General features: G+C 60.0%; 17 protein-coding genes. 10 read left to right on the forward strand and 7 right to left on the reverse strand.

Annotation, left to right across the window (positions count from 1 at the left end):
* Nucleotides 1-4: 4 nt before the first annotated feature.
* The 3 genes from BM069_RS13530 to BM069_RS13540 all read right to left on the reverse strand — a co-directional run bounded on the left by BM069_RS13530 (nucleotide 5) and on the right by BM069_RS13540 (nucleotide 3,436).
* Entirely contained in the window at nucleotides 5-2,368 is a 2,364-nt protein-coding gene (locus BM069_RS13530; RefSeq protein WP_093324415.1) for an ABC transporter permease, read from the reverse strand.
* A gap of 4 nt (nucleotides 2,369-2,372) precedes the next feature.
* Nucleotides 2,373-3,101 carry an ABC transporter ATP-binding protein gene (locus tag BM069_RS13535; protein WP_093324417.1) on the reverse strand — a complete coding sequence of 243 codons (729 nt, stop codon included), beginning with the start codon at nucleotides 3,099-3,101 and terminating at the stop codon, nucleotides 2,373-2,375.
* 95 nt (nucleotides 3,102-3,196) lie between these two features.
* Entirely contained in the window at nucleotides 3,197-3,436 is a 240-nt protein-coding gene (locus BM069_RS13540; protein WP_093324418.1) for an accessory factor UbiK family protein, read from the reverse strand.
* A 121-nt stretch (nucleotides 3,437-3,557) separates the two neighbouring features.
* Here BM069_RS13540 and lgt point away from each other — a divergent pair, with 121 nt between their 5' ends.
* The 4 genes from lgt to BM069_RS19850 all read left to right on the forward strand — a co-directional run bounded on the left by lgt (nucleotide 3,558) and on the right by BM069_RS19850 (nucleotide 6,562).
* Nucleotides 3,558-4,439, forward strand: coding sequence for a prolipoprotein diacylglyceryl transferase (lgt, locus tag BM069_RS13545; protein ID WP_093324420.1), 882 nt, complete (start codon nucleotides 3,558-3,560; stop codon nucleotides 4,437-4,439).
* Nucleotides 4,436-5,491, forward strand: a complete 1,056-nt coding sequence (locus tag BM069_RS13550; RefSeq protein ID WP_425288682.1) for a class I SAM-dependent methyltransferase — start codon at nucleotides 4,436-4,438, stop codon at nucleotides 5,489-5,491. Before lgt ends, BM069_RS13550 begins: the two co-directional genes overlap by 4 nt.
* The gene (pgeF, locus tag BM069_RS13555) at nucleotides 5,488-6,246 is read left to right on the forward strand and encodes a peptidoglycan editing factor PgeF (protein WP_093324421.1); all 759 of its coding nucleotides are present in this window, start codon (nucleotides 5,488-5,490) and stop codon (nucleotides 6,244-6,246) included. The genes BM069_RS13550 and pgeF overlap by 4 nt, the downstream gene beginning before the upstream one ends.
* Nucleotides 6,247-6,424: 178 nt before the next feature.
* Nucleotides 6,425-6,562: a hypothetical protein gene (locus BM069_RS19850; RefSeq protein ID WP_170846747.1), complete on the forward strand. Its 138-nt coding sequence runs from the start codon at nucleotides 6,425-6,427 to the stop codon at nucleotides 6,560-6,562.
* Between the two features lie 90 nt (nucleotides 6,563-6,652).
* Here BM069_RS19850 and BM069_RS13560 read toward each other — a convergent pair whose 3' ends face one another.
* Nucleotides 6,653-7,153, reverse strand: a complete 501-nt coding sequence (locus BM069_RS13560; RefSeq protein ID WP_093324423.1) for an Lrp/AsnC family transcriptional regulator — start codon at nucleotides 7,151-7,153, stop codon at nucleotides 6,653-6,655.
* Between the two features lie 218 nt (nucleotides 7,154-7,371).
* Between BM069_RS13560 and trxB the strand changes: the two genes are divergently transcribed.
* The 4 genes from trxB to BM069_RS13580 all read left to right on the forward strand — a co-directional run bounded on the left by trxB (nucleotide 7,372) and on the right by BM069_RS13580 (nucleotide 13,705).
* Nucleotides 7,372-8,313: a thioredoxin-disulfide reductase gene (trxB, locus tag BM069_RS13565; RefSeq protein ID WP_093324424.1), complete on the forward strand. Its 942-nt coding sequence runs from the start codon at nucleotides 7,372-7,374 to the stop codon at nucleotides 8,311-8,313.
* Nucleotides 8,314-8,409: 96 nt separating this feature from the next.
* Nucleotides 8,410-9,762: a cytochrome P450 gene (locus BM069_RS13570; RefSeq protein ID WP_093324426.1), complete on the forward strand. Its 1,353-nt coding sequence runs from the start codon at nucleotides 8,410-8,412 to the stop codon at nucleotides 9,760-9,762.
* Between the two features lie 52 nt (nucleotides 9,763-9,814).
* On the forward strand, nucleotides 9,815-11,512 hold the full coding sequence (locus BM069_RS13575; protein WP_244503624.1) for an adenylate/guanylate cyclase domain-containing protein: 1,698 nt from the start codon (nucleotides 9,815-9,817) through the stop codon (nucleotides 11,510-11,512).
* A 117-nt stretch (nucleotides 11,513-11,629) separates the two neighbouring features.
* Nucleotides 11,630-13,705, forward strand: coding sequence for a bifunctional sulfate adenylyltransferase/adenylylsulfate kinase (locus BM069_RS13580; protein ID WP_093324428.1), 2,076 nt, complete (start codon nucleotides 11,630-11,632; stop codon nucleotides 13,703-13,705).
* A 64-nt stretch (nucleotides 13,706-13,769) separates the two neighbouring features.
* Here BM069_RS13580 and BM069_RS13585 read toward each other — a convergent pair whose 3' ends face one another.
* Complete coding sequence (locus BM069_RS13585; RefSeq protein ID WP_093324429.1) at nucleotides 13,770-14,270, reverse strand: fasciclin domain-containing protein; 501 nt, start codon at nucleotides 14,268-14,270, stop codon at nucleotides 13,770-13,772.
* A gap of 171 nt (nucleotides 14,271-14,441) precedes the next feature.
* Between BM069_RS13585 and BM069_RS13590 the strand changes: the two genes are divergently transcribed.
* The gene (locus BM069_RS13590; protein WP_093324431.1) at nucleotides 14,442-14,795 is read left to right on the forward strand and encodes a hypothetical protein; all 354 of its coding nucleotides are present in this window, start codon (nucleotides 14,442-14,444) and stop codon (nucleotides 14,793-14,795) included.
* 32 nt (nucleotides 14,796-14,827) lie between these two features.
* Here BM069_RS13590 and bla read toward each other — a convergent pair whose 3' ends face one another.
* Both bla and BM069_RS13600 read right to left on the reverse strand, forming a co-directional pair.
* Entirely contained in the window at nucleotides 14,828-15,712 is an 885-nt protein-coding gene (gene bla / locus BM069_RS13595) for a class A beta-lactamase (RefSeq protein ID WP_093324433.1), read from the reverse strand.
* Between the two features lie 135 nt (nucleotides 15,713-15,847).
* Nucleotides 15,848-16,510, reverse strand: coding sequence for a DUF2161 domain-containing phosphodiesterase (locus tag BM069_RS13600; RefSeq protein ID WP_093324434.1), 663 nt, complete (start codon nucleotides 16,508-16,510; stop codon nucleotides 15,848-15,850).
* Nucleotides 16,511-16,607: 97 nt separating this feature from the next.
* Between BM069_RS13600 and BM069_RS13605 the strand changes: the two genes are divergently transcribed.
* Nucleotides 16,608-17,615, forward strand: a complete 1,008-nt coding sequence (locus BM069_RS13605; RefSeq protein ID WP_170846748.1) for a TraB/GumN family protein — start codon at nucleotides 16,608-16,610, stop codon at nucleotides 17,613-17,615.
* The last annotated feature ends 97 nt before the right edge of the window (nucleotides 17,616-17,712 follow it).

Below are 17,712 nucleotides of genomic sequence, written 5' to 3' on the forward strand. Positions count from 1 at the left end.
GCGCTCACTCTCTCGTCTTCAGGGTCGCCACAAGGTCGACCTTCTCGATCTCACGTTTTACCAGCCACCCGCTGATCAAAGCAGCCAGCACCACAGCCACACCCGCGATGCCAAATGCATCGGCGCGGAAGCCCGTAGGGATCTGGTACAAATCCGTGCTGAACCCGGCGGCCACAAGATAGCTCAGACCAAAACCCAACAGCACCCCGAGCGGCAGCGCGATCAGCACCACAAGCGCCAGTTCACCCAAAAGGATAAAAGCCGCCTCGCCTTGCGAAAACCCCATCACCCGCAGGCTCGCCAGATCGCGCGATTGTTCGCCAAAACTTATGCGCGCACTGTTATAAACAATGCCAAATGTAATGATCCCCGCGATCAACGCCATGACATAACGCATAGTACCCGCGCCCTCATCCATCAGCTTTTTCATCGCCAGACGCGCGTCGTTTTTACGGGTCACGCCGGCCACACTCGGCACGTCCTTGATCTCTTTGAAAAACGCTCGATAGGCATCTGGGTCGATCCGCAGAAATGCTCCCGAAATCCGCCCTGGTTCGCCCATCGCACGGTTCAGCGCATCAATGTTCATATAGGCCGGCGCGCCCATCAACGTGTCCGCTATCCGCGCCACCCGCAACTCCAGCGTCGGCCTGCGCCCCTGAAGAACTTCCACAGTCACCGTGTCACCCGCCTGAACCCCAAGCGTGTCCGCCAATGATTTTGCAAGAACGATTCCGCTGGCCGGCATCGGAATATCGCGATGGTCCGCATCCACTGCCCGGCTGAGGTGCGCCCCGTCAACCATGCCCGTAACCGACCCTCGGTAGGTCTCTGTGCCATAGCGCAAAACTGCGCTCACTCCACGAGTCGGCTCAACCTCGATCACCCCCGGCATATGCGCCAGATCAAATGCCGCCTTCAGCGGCATCTGCTCAAAGAATGTGACTGTCACATCAGAGCGGTCGATCACGCTGAATGTGGTGTCCAGCGCCTCGTCAAAGCCCGACATCACCGACATCTGCGCCGAACTTAACCCCATGCCGGCCGCGATCCCGAGCACCGCGCCAAACACTCGCCCCGGATTGCGCATCACACGGCGCAGCACCATACGGCTCGGCTGATCAAGCCACGACTTGAGCGAAGCGGTGATTGCGCCGGACCTCGAATAGTCGGCTGGCGCGGGCGGGCGCATGGCCACCGCAGGCGTCAGGGCAAAGACCTGCCGCAACACCGACAATCCCCCGACCATCGCCGCCAACACTGAGATAAAGATTCCGGTCGCAAAACTTGAGGGTTCAACGCGAAAAACCAGAAACGGCAGATGATAGATATCCTGATACAGCCCCGCCAGTCCACGCCCTGCCCACACCCCACCAAGACATCCCATCAATGCCCCCGCAAGTGCGATGAAAACCACCAGCTTAAAGTAGTGAAGCGCAACTTCGGTGTCGGTATAGCCAAATGCCTTGATCAGGCCGATTTGTTCCCGCTCGGCGCTGACCATGCGGCTGACCACGATATAAAGCAGAAAGGCGGCAACCCCCATAAAAATGGGCGGCACAGCCGAAGACGTCGCCGTCAGCCCTTTGATTTCCTCGCTGAGAAACCGGTTCGAAAGTTGATCCTCCAGCCCATATGCGCCAAGCCCGCCATAGCGGTCCAAGAGCGCATCCACCGCGGTCAAAACCGGCTCCAACTCCGCGCCCCGCTCAAGCGACAACAACGCCTCATTGAAGGCACCTTTCATGTCATATGCCGCCTCAAGCGCGTCGGCATTCAGCCACAACACGGCAAAGCGTGCATCATCGGGCACAAATTCTCCCGGTGCGGTGGTAAACAGGAACTCTGGCGACTGCGCGATTCCGACGATGCGAAACGCGCGCTTGCTGCCGTACATCGTGGCCGAAAGAACGTCGCCAAGCCCCAAACCGTGAGCGTCGGCAAAAGCGCGCAGCAACAAAATTTCGTCCGTGCGACCAGCACGGGGCCGCTGCCCCTCCGAAATATAGACATCATTCAGCCACGGATCGCGCCACTCCGGAAGGCTCAACACCTGCGCTCTGACCGGCAAATCCTGCCCCGCCATATCAACCAGCGCGCCCCCCTGGACCCGCCCCTCAACCGCGGCCACGCCAGGAATATCCGCCAACCGATCCAGCATCTTCTGCGGGGCCCGCGTGACAGGCGCGAACACATCGGCCAACCGATACCGCTCATAGTAGGTGGCGCGGGTCTGCTCGAGAGATGTGATCATCCCCGACATCATCACCTGCAAAAGCACACCGACAGCCACCACCATCGCGATAGCAGCGGCCTGCCCTTTAATGCGCCACAAATCACGCAGCAGTTTCCGGTCGAGCGCGCGCATCACCTCACCATGCGATCTCGTCAGGGCTCAGTCGGGTGTCGTTTTCGGTGACGGTCCGAATTTGCCCGTCGGCGAAATGGATCACCCGATGCGCCATTTGCGCGGTTGCCGCTGCATGGGTCACGACCATCACCGTCGCGCCAAGTTCGCGGTTCACGTCGTTGATCACATGCAGCACTGCCCGCCCCGTTGCGCTGTCTAATGCGCCGGTGGGTTCATCACAGAAAAGCACCGTCGGGTTTTTGGCAATTGCGCGCGCGATCGCCACGCGCTGCTGCTCGCCGCCCGACATTTGCGCCGGAAAATGGTTCATCCGCTCTCCAAGCCCCACAAGCTCAAGCGCGCGCTCAACCTCCATCGGATTGTCGGCGATCTCAGTGACAAGCTCGACATTTTCATAGGCGGTCAGCGAGGGCATCAGATTGTAGAACTGAAACACAAAGCCCACATGGTCGCGCCGATAAAGCGTCAACTCGCGGTCGCTCATCTCGCTCAGGTTCTGATCCTGAAACCACGCCTCGCCATCGCTGGCCCGATCCAGCCCCCCGACAATATTGAGCAAAGTCGACTTGCCTGATCCGGACGGCCCCAACAAAACGACAATTTCGCCTTCAGGAATCTCCAGATCCACGCCGCGCAAGGCATGCACGGCCGCCGCGCCTTCGCCGTATACCTTGGTCAGGCCGCGGGTGCGAAATGTTGCGGATTGAGGTATCGTATTGCGGTCCAACATGACGTCTCCTTCTTGCCAAAGGAGACTAGGCCGCCGGCGCGGCCCTGTCCATGTGTCGCAAAGTATCAGGCAATTTTACGCCTGATCAGAAACGCTTACTTGTTTTCAAGCGCGTCAATACGCGCCTTCAGCGCTTCGTTTTCTTCACGCGCTTTCTGGGCCATCGCTCGCACCGCATCGAATTCTTCGCGGGTGACAAAATCGCGGTCCGCCAGCCAGCGGTCCATCAGCGATTTCATGGCGTTTTCCGCCTCGTCCTTTGCACCTTGGGCCACGCCCATCGCATTGGTCATCAGCTGGGACATGTCGTCCATGAACTTGTTACGGGTCTGCATCAATCTCTCCGCTTTTGGCTGTCCTCTATATGGGGGGCTGCGCGCGCGGACACAAGTCGCTTTGCCCGCCTTGACTTTATCCGCCCCGCACGGCCACTTAGGCCCAACTGGTGAGGACCCTATGCGCGCATCCATTATGTTCCCCGAGATTTCACCCGAGATCTTCTCGATCACGGTCTTTGGCATGGAGTTTGCCCTGCGCTGGTACGCGCTGGCGTATATCGTTGGCATCCTGATCGGCTGGCGGATCGTTGTCGCAGCGGTGCGCGCCCCGCGCCTTTGGCCCAATGACGAGGCCCCCATCAATCCACGCCAGATAGAAGACCTGCTGACTTGGGTGATCCTTGGCGTGATCCTCGGCGGGCGTCTGGGCTATATTCTCTTTTACAAGCCCGCCTACTACGCCGCCAACCCGGCTGAAATTCTGCAAATCTGGCAAGGCGGCATGGCGTTTCACGGCGGCATGCTTGGCGTGATCGTCGCCGCATGGCTTTACACGTCCGCTCACAAGCTCAACAAGCTGCGCGTTTCTGACGCCATGGTTCTCGGTATTTGGCCGGGTTTGCTTCTTGGTCGGATTGCCAATTTCATCAACGCGGAACTCTGGGGCCGGCAAACGGAAATGCCATGGGGCGTGATCTTCCCCGGCCACGCGGCGCAGGATTGCGGCCAACTGCTCGGCCTTTGCGCCCGCCATCCGTCCCAACTCTATGAGGCCGCAATGGAGGGCCTCATTCTCGGGGCTCTTCTGCTCTGGCTCGCATGGCGTCGCGGTGGCCTCAAACGTTCTGGCTTGCTGTCTGGCGTTTTCTTTGCCGGCTACGGCGCCGCCCGCTTTATCGTCGAATTCTTCCGCCAACCCGACGCCCATTTTGTGACCGAAGGCAACCCGCTTGGCCTTGCCCTGCATCTTGGCGGCTACGGGTTCACCATGGGCCAATTGCTGTCGCTGCCAATGATCCTGATCGGAGGCTATCTGATCGCGCGAGCTAAACCGGCGTGAGCGCGCTGACCCAACACCTTTTGGCCCGCATCGAGGCCCACGGCCCCATGACCGTGGCCGATTTCATGACCGAGGCGCTGCTGCACCCCACGCTTGGCTACTACACCACCCGCGACCCGCTCGGCGCGGCCGGCGATTTCACCACCGCGCCGGAGATCTCGCAAATGTTTGGCGAACTCATCGGTCTCGCGCTGGCTCAGGCTTGGCTGGATCAAGGTGCGCCCGCGCCCTTCACGCTGGCCGAACTCGGCCCCGGGCGTGGCACGCTAATGGCCGACATTTTGCGCGCCACACAACAGGTGCCCGGCTTTCACGCCGCTGCCCAAGTGCATCTCGTCGAAGCCTCCCCCACGTTGCGAGCCAAGCAAAAAGACACGGTTGGCGCAGCCACTTGGCACAACAGCGTCAATGATCTGCCGGAGCAACCCCTGTTCCTTGTGGCCAATGAATTCTTCGACGCCCTGCCCATCCGCCAGTTCCAACGCGGCTCTGAAGGCTGGTTTGAACGCCTGATCACCGCCCGCGACGGAGCGCTTGCCTTCGCCCTCGGTCCCGAGCTTCCCCAGCCCCAACTGCAGCACCGGCTTGCCGACACCACCATCGGTCAGATCGTGGAAACATGCGCCCCTGCACACTCGGTGGCCGACATCATCGGCACCCGCATCCAAACCCATGGCGGCGCGGCTCTGCTGGTTGATTATGGCGACTGGACCTCGCTGGGCGACACGCTGCAAGCACTGCAAAACCACGCCCCCGTCGACCCGCTCGCCTCGCCGGGCGAGGCCGACCTGACAGCGCACGTCGACTTCGAGGCCATCGCCCAAGCCGCTCCCTGCGCGCACAGCCGGCTTACACCGCAAGGCGTTTTTCTTGAACGTCTTGGCATCACCCAAAGGGCGCAAATGCTGGCCAAGCGCCTCCGCGGAGAAGCGCTCGAAAACCACATCATCGCCCATCGCCGCTTGACGCATCCACAGGAAATGGGAAACCTGTTCAAAGTCCTTGCCCTCTTTGCGCAAGACTCACCCCCTCCACCTGGATGCACCTCATGACCTTGGAAATCCTCACGTCCGACCTTCTCAGCCCTGTGCGTCACGGGTTTTTCACGCGTCGCGGCGGGGCATCTTCCGGTGTGTTTGAGGGGTTGAACTGCGGCACCGGCAGTTCGGATCAATCCGAGATTGTGGAAATCAACCGCAGCCGCGTCGCCGAGGCTATGGATGTGCCCTTAAGCCATCTGGCGCAGCCCTATCAGGTGCATTCCGCTGACGTGATCACCGTGACAGGGCCGCAAACCGGCGACCGTCCCAAAGCCGACGCCATTGTGACCGCCACACCTGGCCTTGCGCTTGCCATTCTAACGGCGGATTGCCAGCCGGTGCTTTTTGCCGATCACGATGCGGGTGTTATCGGCGCCGCCCACGCCGGCTGGCGCGGCGCGCTGGACGGTGTGCTTGAAGCCACTTTGGACGCAATGGAAGCCCTTGGCGCCTCCCGCGCCGACACCAGCGCCGTCATCGGCCCGTCGATTTCGCAGGATGCCTATGAAGTCGGCCCCGAATTTTTTGACAGTTTCACAAGCAACGACACCGACTATGCCCGTTTCTTTGCGGACGGCACCGGTGATCGCAAACTCTTTGACCTTCAGGGCTTTGGCCTGCACCGCCTGCACGCCTCGGGAATCGGCGCCGCAGAATGGACCCGCCACTGCACCTACGCGGACAAAGACCGATTCTACTCCTATCGCCGCACCACCCACGCCAAAGAAGCAGACTATGGCAGGCTGATCTCGGTCATTCGCTTGTAATTTGGGGCTTTGGGACGCCGCGCGCCACATTTGCGCCAAATTGCCTTAAAGTTGGTGCGCAATTTTCCTCAAATCTGACCAATCCTGCCCCATCTGCGCCCCATTCGAGGGCCAAATTGTTCTCAACACGGAAACAGACCGGCCACAAAAGAAGGGCCGTGAGCCAAGGAGAGCAGACATGAAAAACCAACGCTTTATCAAATCGGTCGTCGCGGCATCCAAAGCAGAGACCCCTGCCATGCCATGGGCTCGCGGCGCGCGTCGCCAAGCGTTCATCGCCAAGCGCAAAGGCGCAGGTCTGGCGAAAGTCGCCTAAGACCTCCGGATACCCGGACCCCTCGTGAAAGAGCCGCCTAATCGGGCGGCTTCTTTTGTTTGTCTTGGTAATTTCTGAACCGCTGAGGTCTCAGGCGTCGCGGCTGAGGCGCTCTTCAAGCACTTCAAACGGCACGCCCGGATCATCCTTTGCCCCGCGGATCACCAACGAGGTTTTCACACTCGCCACATTGTCCGCCTTCAGCAAATCTTCGGTCAAGAACGTCTGGAACGTGCTCAGGTCCGGAGCGACACATTTCAGGATGAAATCCACCTCGCCATTGAGCATATGACACTCGCGCACCAGCGGCCATTCGCGGCAGCGTTCCTCAAAAGCACTCAGATCTGCCTCGGCTTGGCTCACCAACCCGACCATGGCAAAAACCTGCACTTCAAAGCCCAATTCGCGGCTGTCCACATCTGCGTGATAGCCGCGGATGTACCCAGCTTCTTCCAGCGTGCGCACACGCCGCAGGCACGGCGGCGCCGAAATCCCGACTCGCTTGGCGAGTTCCACGTTGGTCATCCGGCCATCGGCCTGCAATTCTGCCAGAATTTTGCGATCAATCGGATCAAGCCGGTGTCCAGCCATGTGGGCAATCTTTCTTCTTGGATTTGCGGTTCTTATACCACCGCAACGCCCGCGCGCAATAATGTTTCGCGTCAGCGCAATATCCTTTTGCATTGTCCCCCACATCGGCGGATCGCGAGACTGTGCGTTCCTGAAACAGCACTGCCCCTTTTCCTGAAAGCGCGGGGCGGCTATATCCGCTAACGGACTCGCAAAGACAACACATGAAAAGGTGCCTCATGGCCGACACGAAACACACCAAGGTTCTGATCATCGGCTCCGGCCCTGCTGGCTACACCGCCGGCGTTTATGCCAGCCGCGCCATGTTGGGGCCGATCCTTGTGCAAGGCCTTGAGCCGGGTGGCCAGTTGACCACCACAACCGAGGTTGAGAACTACCCCTCTTTTGTCGAAGTGCAGGGCCCTGAATTGATGATGAAGATGGAAGAGCACGCCCGCGCCATGGGATGCGAGGTGATCGGAGACATCATCACCGATCTCGACCTGTCCGAGCGCCCGTTCAAAGCCAAAGGCGACAGCGGCACACTTTACACAGCCGATGCCGTGATCCTCTGCACCGGCGCCCGCGCCAAATGGCTGGGTCTGGAAAGCGAAGAAGCCTTCAAGGGCTTCGGCGTGTCTGCCTGTGCCACCTGTGACGGCTTCTTCTACCGCGGTCAGGAGATCGTGGTTGTCGGCGGCGGCAACACCGCTGTTGAGGAAGCGTTGTTCCTGACAAACTTCGCCTCCAAAGTGACCCTGATCCACCGCCGCGATGAACTGCGCGCCGAGAAGATCCTTCAGGACCGCCTGCTCAAGCACGAAAAGATCGAGACCCTCTGGTTCCACGAATTGGAAGAGGTTGTCGGCACCGACATGCCCAAAGGCGTGACCGGCGTGAAGGTCAAGCACACCCAAACCGGTGAAATCACCGAGATTCCGGCGGCAGGCGTGTTCATCGCCATCGGCCATGCGCCAGCCTCCGAGCTGGTCGCGGATCAGCTTGAGCTTCACAACGGCGGCTATGTGCACGTCGAGGCCGGCTCCACCCGCACCTCGATCCCCGGCGTATTTGCTGCGGGCGATCTGACAGACCACGTTTATCGTCAGGCCGTGACCTCGGCCGGCATGGGCTGCATGGCCGCGCTGGACGCCGAAAAATTCATCGCTGAACAGGAATAATCCTGCCACGAAAAAACACAGGCAACCGGCACAACTGCCGGTTGCCACACCCACCCCCAAGGCCGTAGCCTTCGCTCAGCGAACAGGAGCCACGCCTTGACCCAAGCCCAAGCCACCGCCCTCAGCTTAGATGACATCCCCCACCCGCCGCTGACACCGGTTGTCGGGCATACGCTGGATTTGTTGCGCGACCCGATGGGTTTGCATATGGGCGCCGCGGCAAAATTCGGCCCCGTCTACAAGGTCAAGGTTCTGGGCCAATGGCGGGTATCTCTTGGTGGGGCCGAGGCGCTGGAATTCATCCTTGGAGATACCCAGAAACTCTTTTCCTCGTTTGAGGGCTGGGACATGCTGCACACGCTGTTTCCCGGCGGGCTGATGCTGCGTGATTTCGACGACCACCGCTCCCACCGCCGCATCATGCAAGCGGCCTTTCGCAAACCGGTGCTGGATGCCTACCGCGCTCGGCTTGAGGAGGCGACCGATACCCTGCTGAAGGACTGGAAGGCCGACCAACCTTTCAAATTCTTCCCCGCCATCAAAGACATGACCCTGCGCATGGGGGCTGCGGTATTCATGGGTCTCGACCTTGGTGATCCGCGCGCCGACCTGCTGTCAAATGCCTTTCAGGCCGAGGTCGCCGCCGCCACCGCCGTCATCCGCAAACCCGTGCCCTTCACCAAAATGGCCCGCGGCATGGCCGCCCGTACCACGCTGACACAACACTTCTCACTGATGATCCCCGAACGGCGCGACAATCCGGGTGATGATTTCTTCTCTCAAATGGTGCTCGCCGCCGATGAAGACGGCAACGCGTGGTCCACCGAGGACCTGGTTGACCATTTCAATTTCCTGATGATGGCGGCGCATGACACCACCGCCTCCGCCCTGACCAAAGTCGCATGGGCGCTGGCCACCTACCCGGAATGGCAGGACAAAATCATTGCCGAAGTCGATGCCCTGCCCGATGCTCCGATGGATGACGCGGGGCTGGCCTCAATGCATTCTGCCGATCTGGTGCTGAAAGAAGCGTTGCGTCTTTTGCCGCCAGTGCCGCTGATCCCGCGACGCGCGGTGCGGGACTTTGAATGGCAGGGCCACATCATCCCCGCAGGTACTTGGGTCTCCGCAACACCGGGGACGGTGATGCTGTCGCCCAAACACTGGACCGATCCGGAAAAATTCGACCCCGACCGATTTGGCCCCGACCGCGCCGAAGACCGCAGCCACAAATACGCATGGGCACCTTTTGGCGGTGGCGCCCACAAATGTATCGGCCTGCATTTTGCGACGATGCAGGTGAAAATTTTCCTTGCGGCGCTACTGAAAACCCACCGGATCGAACTGGCCACGGATACGCCCATCGACTGGATCCGCGTACCTATCCCGCAACCCAAAGGCGGCCTGCCCGTGGTTCTGCGCGTACGCGCACAAACAACCGTGTCTTGACCCGACCCTGCTGCGCGGCCACTCTCGGCTCAAGACGCGACAGGACGTAACTTTGACAAAAACCGGCTCCTCCCTCTGGAAAGGCAACTGGCGCACGCGGGCGCGGGTCATCTCGGGCCTGATCCTGTTTGCCTATATCCTTTTTCATTTCATCAACATCGGGCTCGGGATTTTCTCTCTGGACGCGATGGAACGGTTTCAGGACATCCGCCAAGCCATCCACCGCTCCCTGCTGGGCACGGTCCTGCTCTACGGCGCTCTCTTCATCCATATGGGCCTTGCCCTTTACCGGCTTGCCCGCCGCCGCACCCTCAAAATGCCCGCTTGGGAAGCCTTTCAAATCATCCTCGGCCTGCTGATCCCGCTTCTTCTGATGGCGCATATCGTGCACACGCGCATGGCCCACGACTTCTTTGGTTTGAACGACCGCATGGGCTATCTCGTCGGGCTGATCTGGGACACCACCAGCGGCTGGAATCAGTCCGCTTTGCTGCTCATCACATGGACACACGGCTGCATGGGGCTGCATTTCTGGCTCCGCTCACAGGCATGGTGGCGCAACTCCCTGCTCATTCTTATCAGCCTCGCCACCCTTATCCCCGCTTGGGCCCTCACCGGCTTTATGGTGCAAGGCCGCCAACAGAAAGCCCTGTTCAGAGATCCCGAAACCTTTCCCGCGCTGGCCGAGCAATACAATTGGCTCTCGGCCGAGCAATTTGCCTACCTTCTGCAAGCCACCAACCGAAACCTGCTAATTTTTGGCGCCATCGTTTTGATAACCCTTGCGATCCATCTGACCCGACGGTTTGTGATCAACCGAGGCGCGGTGCCTATCCGGTATGTATCAGGGCCGGAAATCAGGGGGCAGCGCGGCATGACGCTGCTGGAAATGTCACGGTCAAACGGGGTTGAGCACATGGCGCTTTGCGGGGGCAAAGGGCGCTGCACCACCTGTCGTGTCATCATCGAAGAAGGCGCGGACCTGCTGCACCCACCATCCGCTGAAGAAGCCGCCAGCCTCAGGGCGGTCAACGCCCCCCCCAATGCACGCCTTGCGTGTCAGCTGCGCCCAACCAATTCCGCGACAGTCCTACAGGTCTTTCGCGGCGATGGTCGCCGTGCACGCGCCCATCAGAGTTTGGGTCAGGAACGCGGAATGGCCATCCTGTTTCTCGACATGCGTGGCTTCACCGCCCGCACCACCGGCCAATTGCCCTATGATGTGGTCTTTCTGCTCAACCGCTTTTTTGATGCAATTGTCCCGTCGATCACCGGCGCAGGCGGCACAGTGGATAAATACCTTGGCGACGGCCTGCTTGCGGTATTTGAACAAGACGACGAGCAGGCCTCCGCACAGGCAGCACTTGACGCCGCTGCAGGCATCAGCGCAGCTCTCGCCACGTTCAATCAAACACTCAAAGCCGAAAAGGCACCGCCCGTCGCCATCGGCATGGGGTTGCACCTCGGCACTCTGGTCATGGGGGAAATCGGGGCTGCGGAAAACGCGCCGCGCACCATCATCGGCGACACCGTGAATGCAACCTCGCGCCTTGAGGGCAAAACCAAAGAGCTCGCGGTTGAGGCGCTGATCTCCAAGGACCTGCTTGAAGCAGCGGGCCATGACACCAGCCGTTTTGAATTTGTCGACCTGGAACTGCGCGGCGTGGCACACCCCATGCCCGCCTTGCCGGTGAAACAGGCGGCAACCCTCCCAGACATTCTATCGTCCGAAGCTATCCCTGTCCAATGATGGCACCGCGCGGGCCTTGCACCCCACGCAATCTGGCTATGCAAGTTGAGAAAAAGCTTCCTTTTGGAATTTTTTCGTGTATTGCGTTCACGCGTGAACACACTTTGAGTTTTGTTGATGACCGACACTGTTGCCAAACCCACGCCAGAGGACGAAGACCTGCGCTTCCGCCTCCTGCGCCAACTGGACACCGCCCCCGGTGCCAGCCAGCGCGCTACGGCGTCGGCACTTGGCATCTCGCTCGGCCACCTCAACAGACAACTTCGCGCTGCCGCTGACGCCGGTCTTATTTCGATCAGTGACCGCGACGGCCCCGACAAACGCCAGCGGTTTGCCTACACGCTGACCCGGCGCGGCGCGACTGAGAAAGTCCGCCTTACGGACCAATTTCTGGCCCGCAAACTAAACGAATACAACGCGCTGCATGCGGAGCTCACCGGCACCGCCTCCGGCCTTTCCCCCATCAAACACAGGACGCATCCTATGCAAAACAATCTGGCTCCCATCCCCGAGCTTTATGTGTCGTATGAAAGCGCGCAGAAGTTGAAAGTCGAAGCCGCAGACCTCGTAAGCTGGGATTTGACCCCGCGCCAGATCTGCGACCTCGAACTCCTGATGAACGGCGGCTTCAACCCTCTCAAGGGCTTCCTGACCGAAGAAGATTACAACGGCGTTGTGGAAAACATGCGCCTTGCGGATGGCGCGCTCTGGCCGATGCCCATCAACCTTGATGTCTCCGAAGATTTCGCAGCCTCTCTCGAGGAAGGTCAGGACATCGCCCTGCGCGATCAGGAAGGCGTGATCCTCGCGACCATGACCGTAACTGACAGCTGGGTGCCCAACAAAGCCCGCGAAGCCGAAAAAGTGTTCGGTGCGGATGACGACGCTCACCCTGCCGTGAACTACCTGCACAACCAAGCCGGCAAAGTATACCTTGGCGGCCCAGTGACCGGCATCCAGCAGCCCGTTCACTATGACTTCCGCGGCCGTCGCGACACCCCGAACGAACTGCGCGCCTACTTCCGCAAGATGGGTTGGCGCAAAGTTGTTGCCTTCCAAACCCGCAACCCGCTGCACCGCGCGCACCAGGAACTGACCTTCCGCGCCGCGAAAGAGGCACAGGCCAACCTGCTGATCCATCCCGTTGTTGGCATGACCAAACCGGGCGACGTGGACCATTTCACCCGCGTGCGCTGCTACGAGGCCGTTCTGGACAAATATCCGGCGTCCACCACCTCCATGTCGCTTTTGAACCTCGCCATGCGTATGGCAGGCCCGCGCGAAGCGGTCTGGCACGGCCTGATCCGCGCCAACCACGGCTGCTCGCACTTCATCGTGGGTCGCGATCACGCCGGCCCCGGCAAAAACTCCGCAGGCGAAGACTTCTATGGCCCCTATGATGCACAGGATCTGTTCCGCGCCCATCAGGATGAAATCGGCATCGAAATGGTCGACTTCAAACATATGGTCTGGGTACAGGAACGCGCACAATACGAGCCGATGGACGAGATCAAGGACAAAGACGACGTCACGATCCTCAACATCTCCGGCACCGAACTGCGTCGCCGTCTGGCCGAGGGCCTTGAGATCCCCGAGTGGTTCTCCTTCCCCGAAGTTGTGAAAGAACTGCGCAAAACCAAGCCGCCACGCTCTAAACAGGGCTTCACCGTGTTCTTCACCGGCTTCTCCGGTTCCGGCAAATCCACCATTGCCAACGCGTTGATGGTCAAGCTGATGGAGATGGGCGGCCGCCCCGTGACGCTTCTCGATGGTGACATCGTGCGCAAAAACCTGTCGAGCGAACTGGGCTTCTCCAAAGAGCACCGCGACCTCAACATCCGCCGCATCGGGTATGTCGCGTCCGAGATCACCAAAAACGGCGGCATTGCCATCTGTGCGCCCATCGCGCCCTATGCCACCACCCGCCGCGCGGTGCGCGAAGACGTCGAAGCCTTTGGCGCATTTGTCGAAGTTCACGTCGCCACCTCGATCGAAGAATGCGAACGCCGTGACCGCAAAGGTCTCTACAAGCTGGCGCGCGAAGGCAAGATCAAGGAATTCACCGGCATCTCCGACCCCTATGACGTTCCCGCCAATCCGGAACTGTCGGTCGAAACCGAAAATGTCGAGGTCGACAACTGCGCCCATCAGGTCATCCTGAAGCTGGAAAGCATGGGCCTGATCTCGGGCTAAGCCCTCTGAGAAAAATCAAAAAAGGCGCGGGTTTCACCGCGCCTTTTTCGTTCTGCGTGTGCTCTTAACCCTGCGGGATAAGCACTTTGTCGATGACGTGGATCACACCGTTGGAGGCGCCCACATCGGCACTGACCACCGTCGCTTCGTTGATCATCACGCCCTGCGTTGCATCCACGGAAATTTCACTGCCTTGTACGGTTGGCACCATCGCCTTCTGACCTGCGATGTCTCCAGACATAACTTTGCCCGGGATCACGTGATAGGTCAGAACCGCCACAAGCTGCTCTTTGTTTTCCGGCTTCAAGAGCATCTCCACCGTGCCTTCAGGCAATGCAGCAAACGCTTCATCGGTCGGGGCAAACACCGTAAATGGACCCTCTCCCTTCAGCACGTCCACCAGACCCGCGGCCTGAACCGCCGCCACCAGAGTGCCAAAGCTACCCGCGTTTACGGCGGTGTCCACGATATCCATTTCGCTCTGGTTGCCCGCGATGGCTGCCCCAAAAGCGGTTACGGTCATGGCCGCTCCGGCCACCATTCCAATAAAGCTGCGACGTTGCATGTGTATCTCCTCAAAAATCATGTGAAAAAACTACGCCACGACCCGCGCCGCAGATCACAGACCAATGCAAAACTCGCCCAATACCCCACTTAACTCATTGAAAATAAACACATGACAAAAGCGTTACCACAAACCTCTCGCATTCCTCGGGGCCTATGGCACTCTGGAGTCATGAAACATTTTCTCCTGCCATTGCTCGCCGTTTTTGCAACACAAGCCCTCGCCGAAGCGCCGGAAATCACCGACGCCCGTGCCAGCCGCTCGGGCGACACATGGCGCTTTGACGTAACTCTTCTGCATCCCGACACAGGCTGGGATCACTACGCAGACGGCTGGCGCGTGGAACTGGCAGACGGCACCGTGCTGACCACGCGCGTTCTGGCCCATCCGCATGTGAACGAACAGCCCTTCACCCGATCCCAATCTGGCGTGACGGTGCCGGACGGTGTCGACACGGTCTTTATCCGGTCGCGCTGCATTGTCGATGGCTGGTCACAAGGTGTAACGGAGCTCAAACTGCCCTAGCGGTTCAGAAGCAGGCACCAACCCGGGCGCGTCTACTCGTTTGTGACATGGGCCACTATGGCGGCACCGATCTGTGCTGCCGCTGCATTGCGACGGTCAAAATCCGCCTCAGTCTCAGTCACAAAAAGCGCCACCACAATCGGCGCCCGCTCCGGCGGATAGAGCACAGCAACAATCGACCTCGATCCATAACCGCCCGCTCCCGTGCGATCTTCGATCTCCCAAGAGGACGGCAACGCCGCGCGAAACAACGCGTCAGCAACCCGATGTCCGGCCAGCCACTCCCGCAGGATTGCCTTAGAAGCAGGCGTCAAAGCATCGCCCAACAGCAAGCGCTCCACCGAAAACGCAATCGCGCGCGGCGAGGTACTGTCTCGTGGATCACCGGGAACGGCGGCATTCAGTTCGGTCTCCCAACGATCCAGCCGCGTCACCTGATCACCAATTGAGCGCAAAAACCCCGTGAGCCCATCCGGCCCGCCTATGGCCGACAGGACAATATTTGCCGCCGAGTTGTCGCTGACCGCCAATGTCATCTCACAGGCAGCGCCAAGAGACACGTCCTCATGGCCGGTCAGCGCCCTGCGCTCGATTTCAGGCGAATAGGCAACGATCTCGATATCCTGCAAGCGCACCTTTTGGCTTAACGACACCTCTCCGCTTTCGGCACGCCCCAACAAGGCGCCACAGGCGAGCAATTTGAAGGTGCTGTTCAACGGAAATCGGTCATCTGCGGCATAGGCCAACGTTTGTCCGCTGTGTGTGTCATGCATGTAAAACCCGACACGTGCGTCCAGATCGCGCTCAATATCGCGCACCGCAGCCAGAACAGGCTCCGCCGAAACGGGGAGCGGCAAAATCGCGGCAAGACCGGCGACGCCAACAGCACGCCGCAAAGAGGGTAACAGAGATCTCATGACACTGCTTTTGGCACCCATTTGCCTCAACCAACAAGGCTCTTGGCCCTCGCTGAACTGGACAGGCAACAAACGGCTGACCCTGATTGCCTAATCCTACGCACCCACGCCCGCTCTTGCCTGTGCGTCCGGCACTTATTGCGGCTGCTCCGCCAATGCCGCCACGCCGGCTTCGCTCAGCATGTAGACCCCGACCGACACCTTTTCGAACCACCCATAATGGTTGTCCCGCATCAGTGTTGTTGCCCGCGTAACGCCGGTTCCGGCCACCACATCCCGCCCTCGGCTTGCCCCGTTCGCCTCAAGAAAGGCCGCACATTTCATGGCGTCCTGACGGTAAACGGTCACGCGCGCGCCGCGCATCCCTCCGACGTTCGGGTCGCCTTCCAGCTTGGCAAAGGCAGACAGCAATCTGTCCTTGCGCACCTTTGACTTCTTGGGCTGGAACGGCACCGGATCGGCGTGCACATCAACCGCACCGTCATCAAGGCGCACACTCAACACGCCCAGCCCCAAACGCCGGCATAAACCGACATTGCTCTTAAACGCCTTGTATCCGGCCCGCCCCTTCCAACGGGGCACCGCCACATAAACCGCATCCGTTACCGACTGTCGTGCCACCGCCTGTTGCAATAGCGTCAATGAAAACTGCAACTTCAACTCGATGATCACCGGCTCTGCAGCTTCGCGCATTGCCACGACATCCGCCGCACCGACCTCGGCTTTCACTTCATATCCGCGCGCCTCAAGCCAGCTTTTCACCGGCGCATAAAGCACCGTTTCTTTTTGTCCACTCATGCCCAATACCTACCCTGTTCCCGCAGCTCTGCAAACGCCCACCTTGTCCGTGTGGTGCGACCTGCTACGGTGCGCCAAACCGATAAAAGGCCCCTCAATGCGCAGCTTCCTCTCCGCCCTCGTTTTTCTGTTGTCTTCCTCAGTGGCACAGGCCGCCTGCGACGGCCCCAATGCCTTTGACCTCCTTCCCGAGCAAACACAGGCCGATCTGCAGGCCCAAGCCGCCCGCGCCCCGTTCCATCAGGGCCTTCTCTGGTCGGTCGAGAAAAACGGCGTCACTTCGACGTTGGTTGGCACACTGCACCTGTCGCACCCGACGCACCAGCGCACCCTGCAAACCCTCGCCGCGCTGCCCGAGCAGCCTCAAAAGGTGTATCTGGAATTCACCGCCCCTGCGCAAAAAGCCTTTCAACAACACCTGCTCGACAATCCCGGCGTCTACCTGATCGAAAGCGGCGATAGCCTGATCGATATTCTGGGCGACACCCACTGGCAGGCCATCTCGGCCGAACTCAAAAAACGCGGCATTCCACCTTTCATGGCGGCCCGCTATCAGCCATGGTTTCTTGGGTTGACGCTGGCCATGCCGCCTTGTGCCATGGCCGAAATCGCGGCGGGCAAACGCGGGCTGGATCACCTGATCGAACAGGAGGCCACCCAAAAGCAAATCCCGATGGCCTCGTTGGACACCACCGAAACCCTGCTGTCAATCCTCGCCGCCCCTCTTGAGGAACAACTAGAAGAACTGCGCTGGTCATTGGAACTCGACCTGATGGACAGCGGCGAGTCGCAGATGCCTGCCATGATGGCGCTCTATGAGCAGGAAGACATTCAACTGATCTGGGAACTGGGCCAGCACATGACGCTTGCTCAGGCCCAAGACGATGCCACCGCATCCGATCTTGCGACACTTCTGGCCGAAGTGGAGGCCGAACTGATCGAAAAACGCAACCGCTTGTGGGCAGAACAGGTGATCCCCGAACTGGCGCAGACGCCATCTTTGATTGCCGTCGGTGCGCTTCACTTGCCGGGCGAGAACGGGCTTTTGCGGATGTTGCAGCGGGCCGGCTTCTCAATCACCCGACTTGACCGCAACGGATCCTGACCGAGGCGCGCCTCAGGCCGCGCAGCGATGTCGCAGCGCAGCATGGCCGCGTGACAAACCTGCGCAGCCTGCCTATAAGGCGCGCAAATCCGCATTG

Origin of the sequence: Shimia haliotis (assembly GCF_900114415.1) — a bacterium.
Lineage (GTDB): Bacteria > Pseudomonadota > Alphaproteobacteria > Rhodobacterales > Rhodobacteraceae > Shimia > Shimia haliotis.

What these genes read in the sequence shown, in the direction of transcription:
- BM069_RS13530 (WP_093324415.1), bottom strand. Translation starts at nt 2,368, where the DNA reads ATGCGCGCGCTCGACCGGAAACTGCTGCGTGATTTGTGGCGCATTAAA.
- BM069_RS13535 (WP_093324417.1), bottom strand. Translation starts at nt 3,101, where the DNA reads ATGTTGGACCGCAATACGATACCTCAATCCGCAACATTTCGCACCCGC.
- BM069_RS13540 (WP_093324418.1), bottom strand. Translation starts at nt 3,436, where the DNA reads ATGCAGACCCGTAACAAGTTCATGGACGACATGTCCCAGCTGATGACC.
- lgt (WP_093324420.1), top strand. Translation starts at nt 3,558, where the DNA reads ATGCGCGCATCCATTATGTTCCCCGAGATTTCACCCGAGATCTTCTCG.
- pgeF (WP_093324421.1), top strand. Translation starts at nt 5,488, where the DNA reads ATGACCTTGGAAATCCTCACGTCCGACCTTCTCAGCCCTGTGCGTCAC.
- BM069_RS19850 (WP_170846747.1), top strand. Translation starts at nt 6,425, where the DNA reads ATGAAAAACCAACGCTTTATCAAATCGGTCGTCGCGGCATCCAAAGCA.
- BM069_RS13560 (WP_093324423.1), bottom strand. Translation starts at nt 7,153, where the DNA reads ATGGCTGGACACCGGCTTGATCCGATTGATCGCAAAATTCTGGCAGAA.
- trxB (WP_093324424.1), top strand. Translation starts at nt 7,372, where the DNA reads ATGGCCGACACGAAACACACCAAGGTTCTGATCATCGGCTCCGGCCCT.
- BM069_RS13580 (WP_093324428.1), top strand. Translation starts at nt 11,630, where the DNA reads ATGACCGACACTGTTGCCAAACCCACGCCAGAGGACGAAGACCTGCGC.
- BM069_RS13585 (WP_093324429.1), bottom strand. Translation starts at nt 14,270, where the DNA reads ATGCAACGTCGCAGCTTTATTGGAATGGTGGCCGGAGCGGCCATGACC.
- BM069_RS13590 (WP_093324431.1), top strand. Translation starts at nt 14,442, where the DNA reads ATGAAACATTTTCTCCTGCCATTGCTCGCCGTTTTTGCAACACAAGCC.
- bla (WP_093324433.1), bottom strand. Translation starts at nt 15,712, where the DNA reads ATGAGATCTCTGTTACCCTCTTTGCGGCGTGCTGTTGGCGTCGCCGGT.
- BM069_RS13600 (WP_093324434.1), bottom strand. Translation starts at nt 16,510, where the DNA reads ATGAGTGGACAAAAAGAAACGGTGCTTTATGCGCCGGTGAAAAGCTGG.
- BM069_RS13605 (WP_170846748.1), top strand. Translation starts at nt 16,608, where the DNA reads ATGCGCAGCTTCCTCTCCGCCCTCGTTTTTCTGTTGTCTTCCTCAGTG.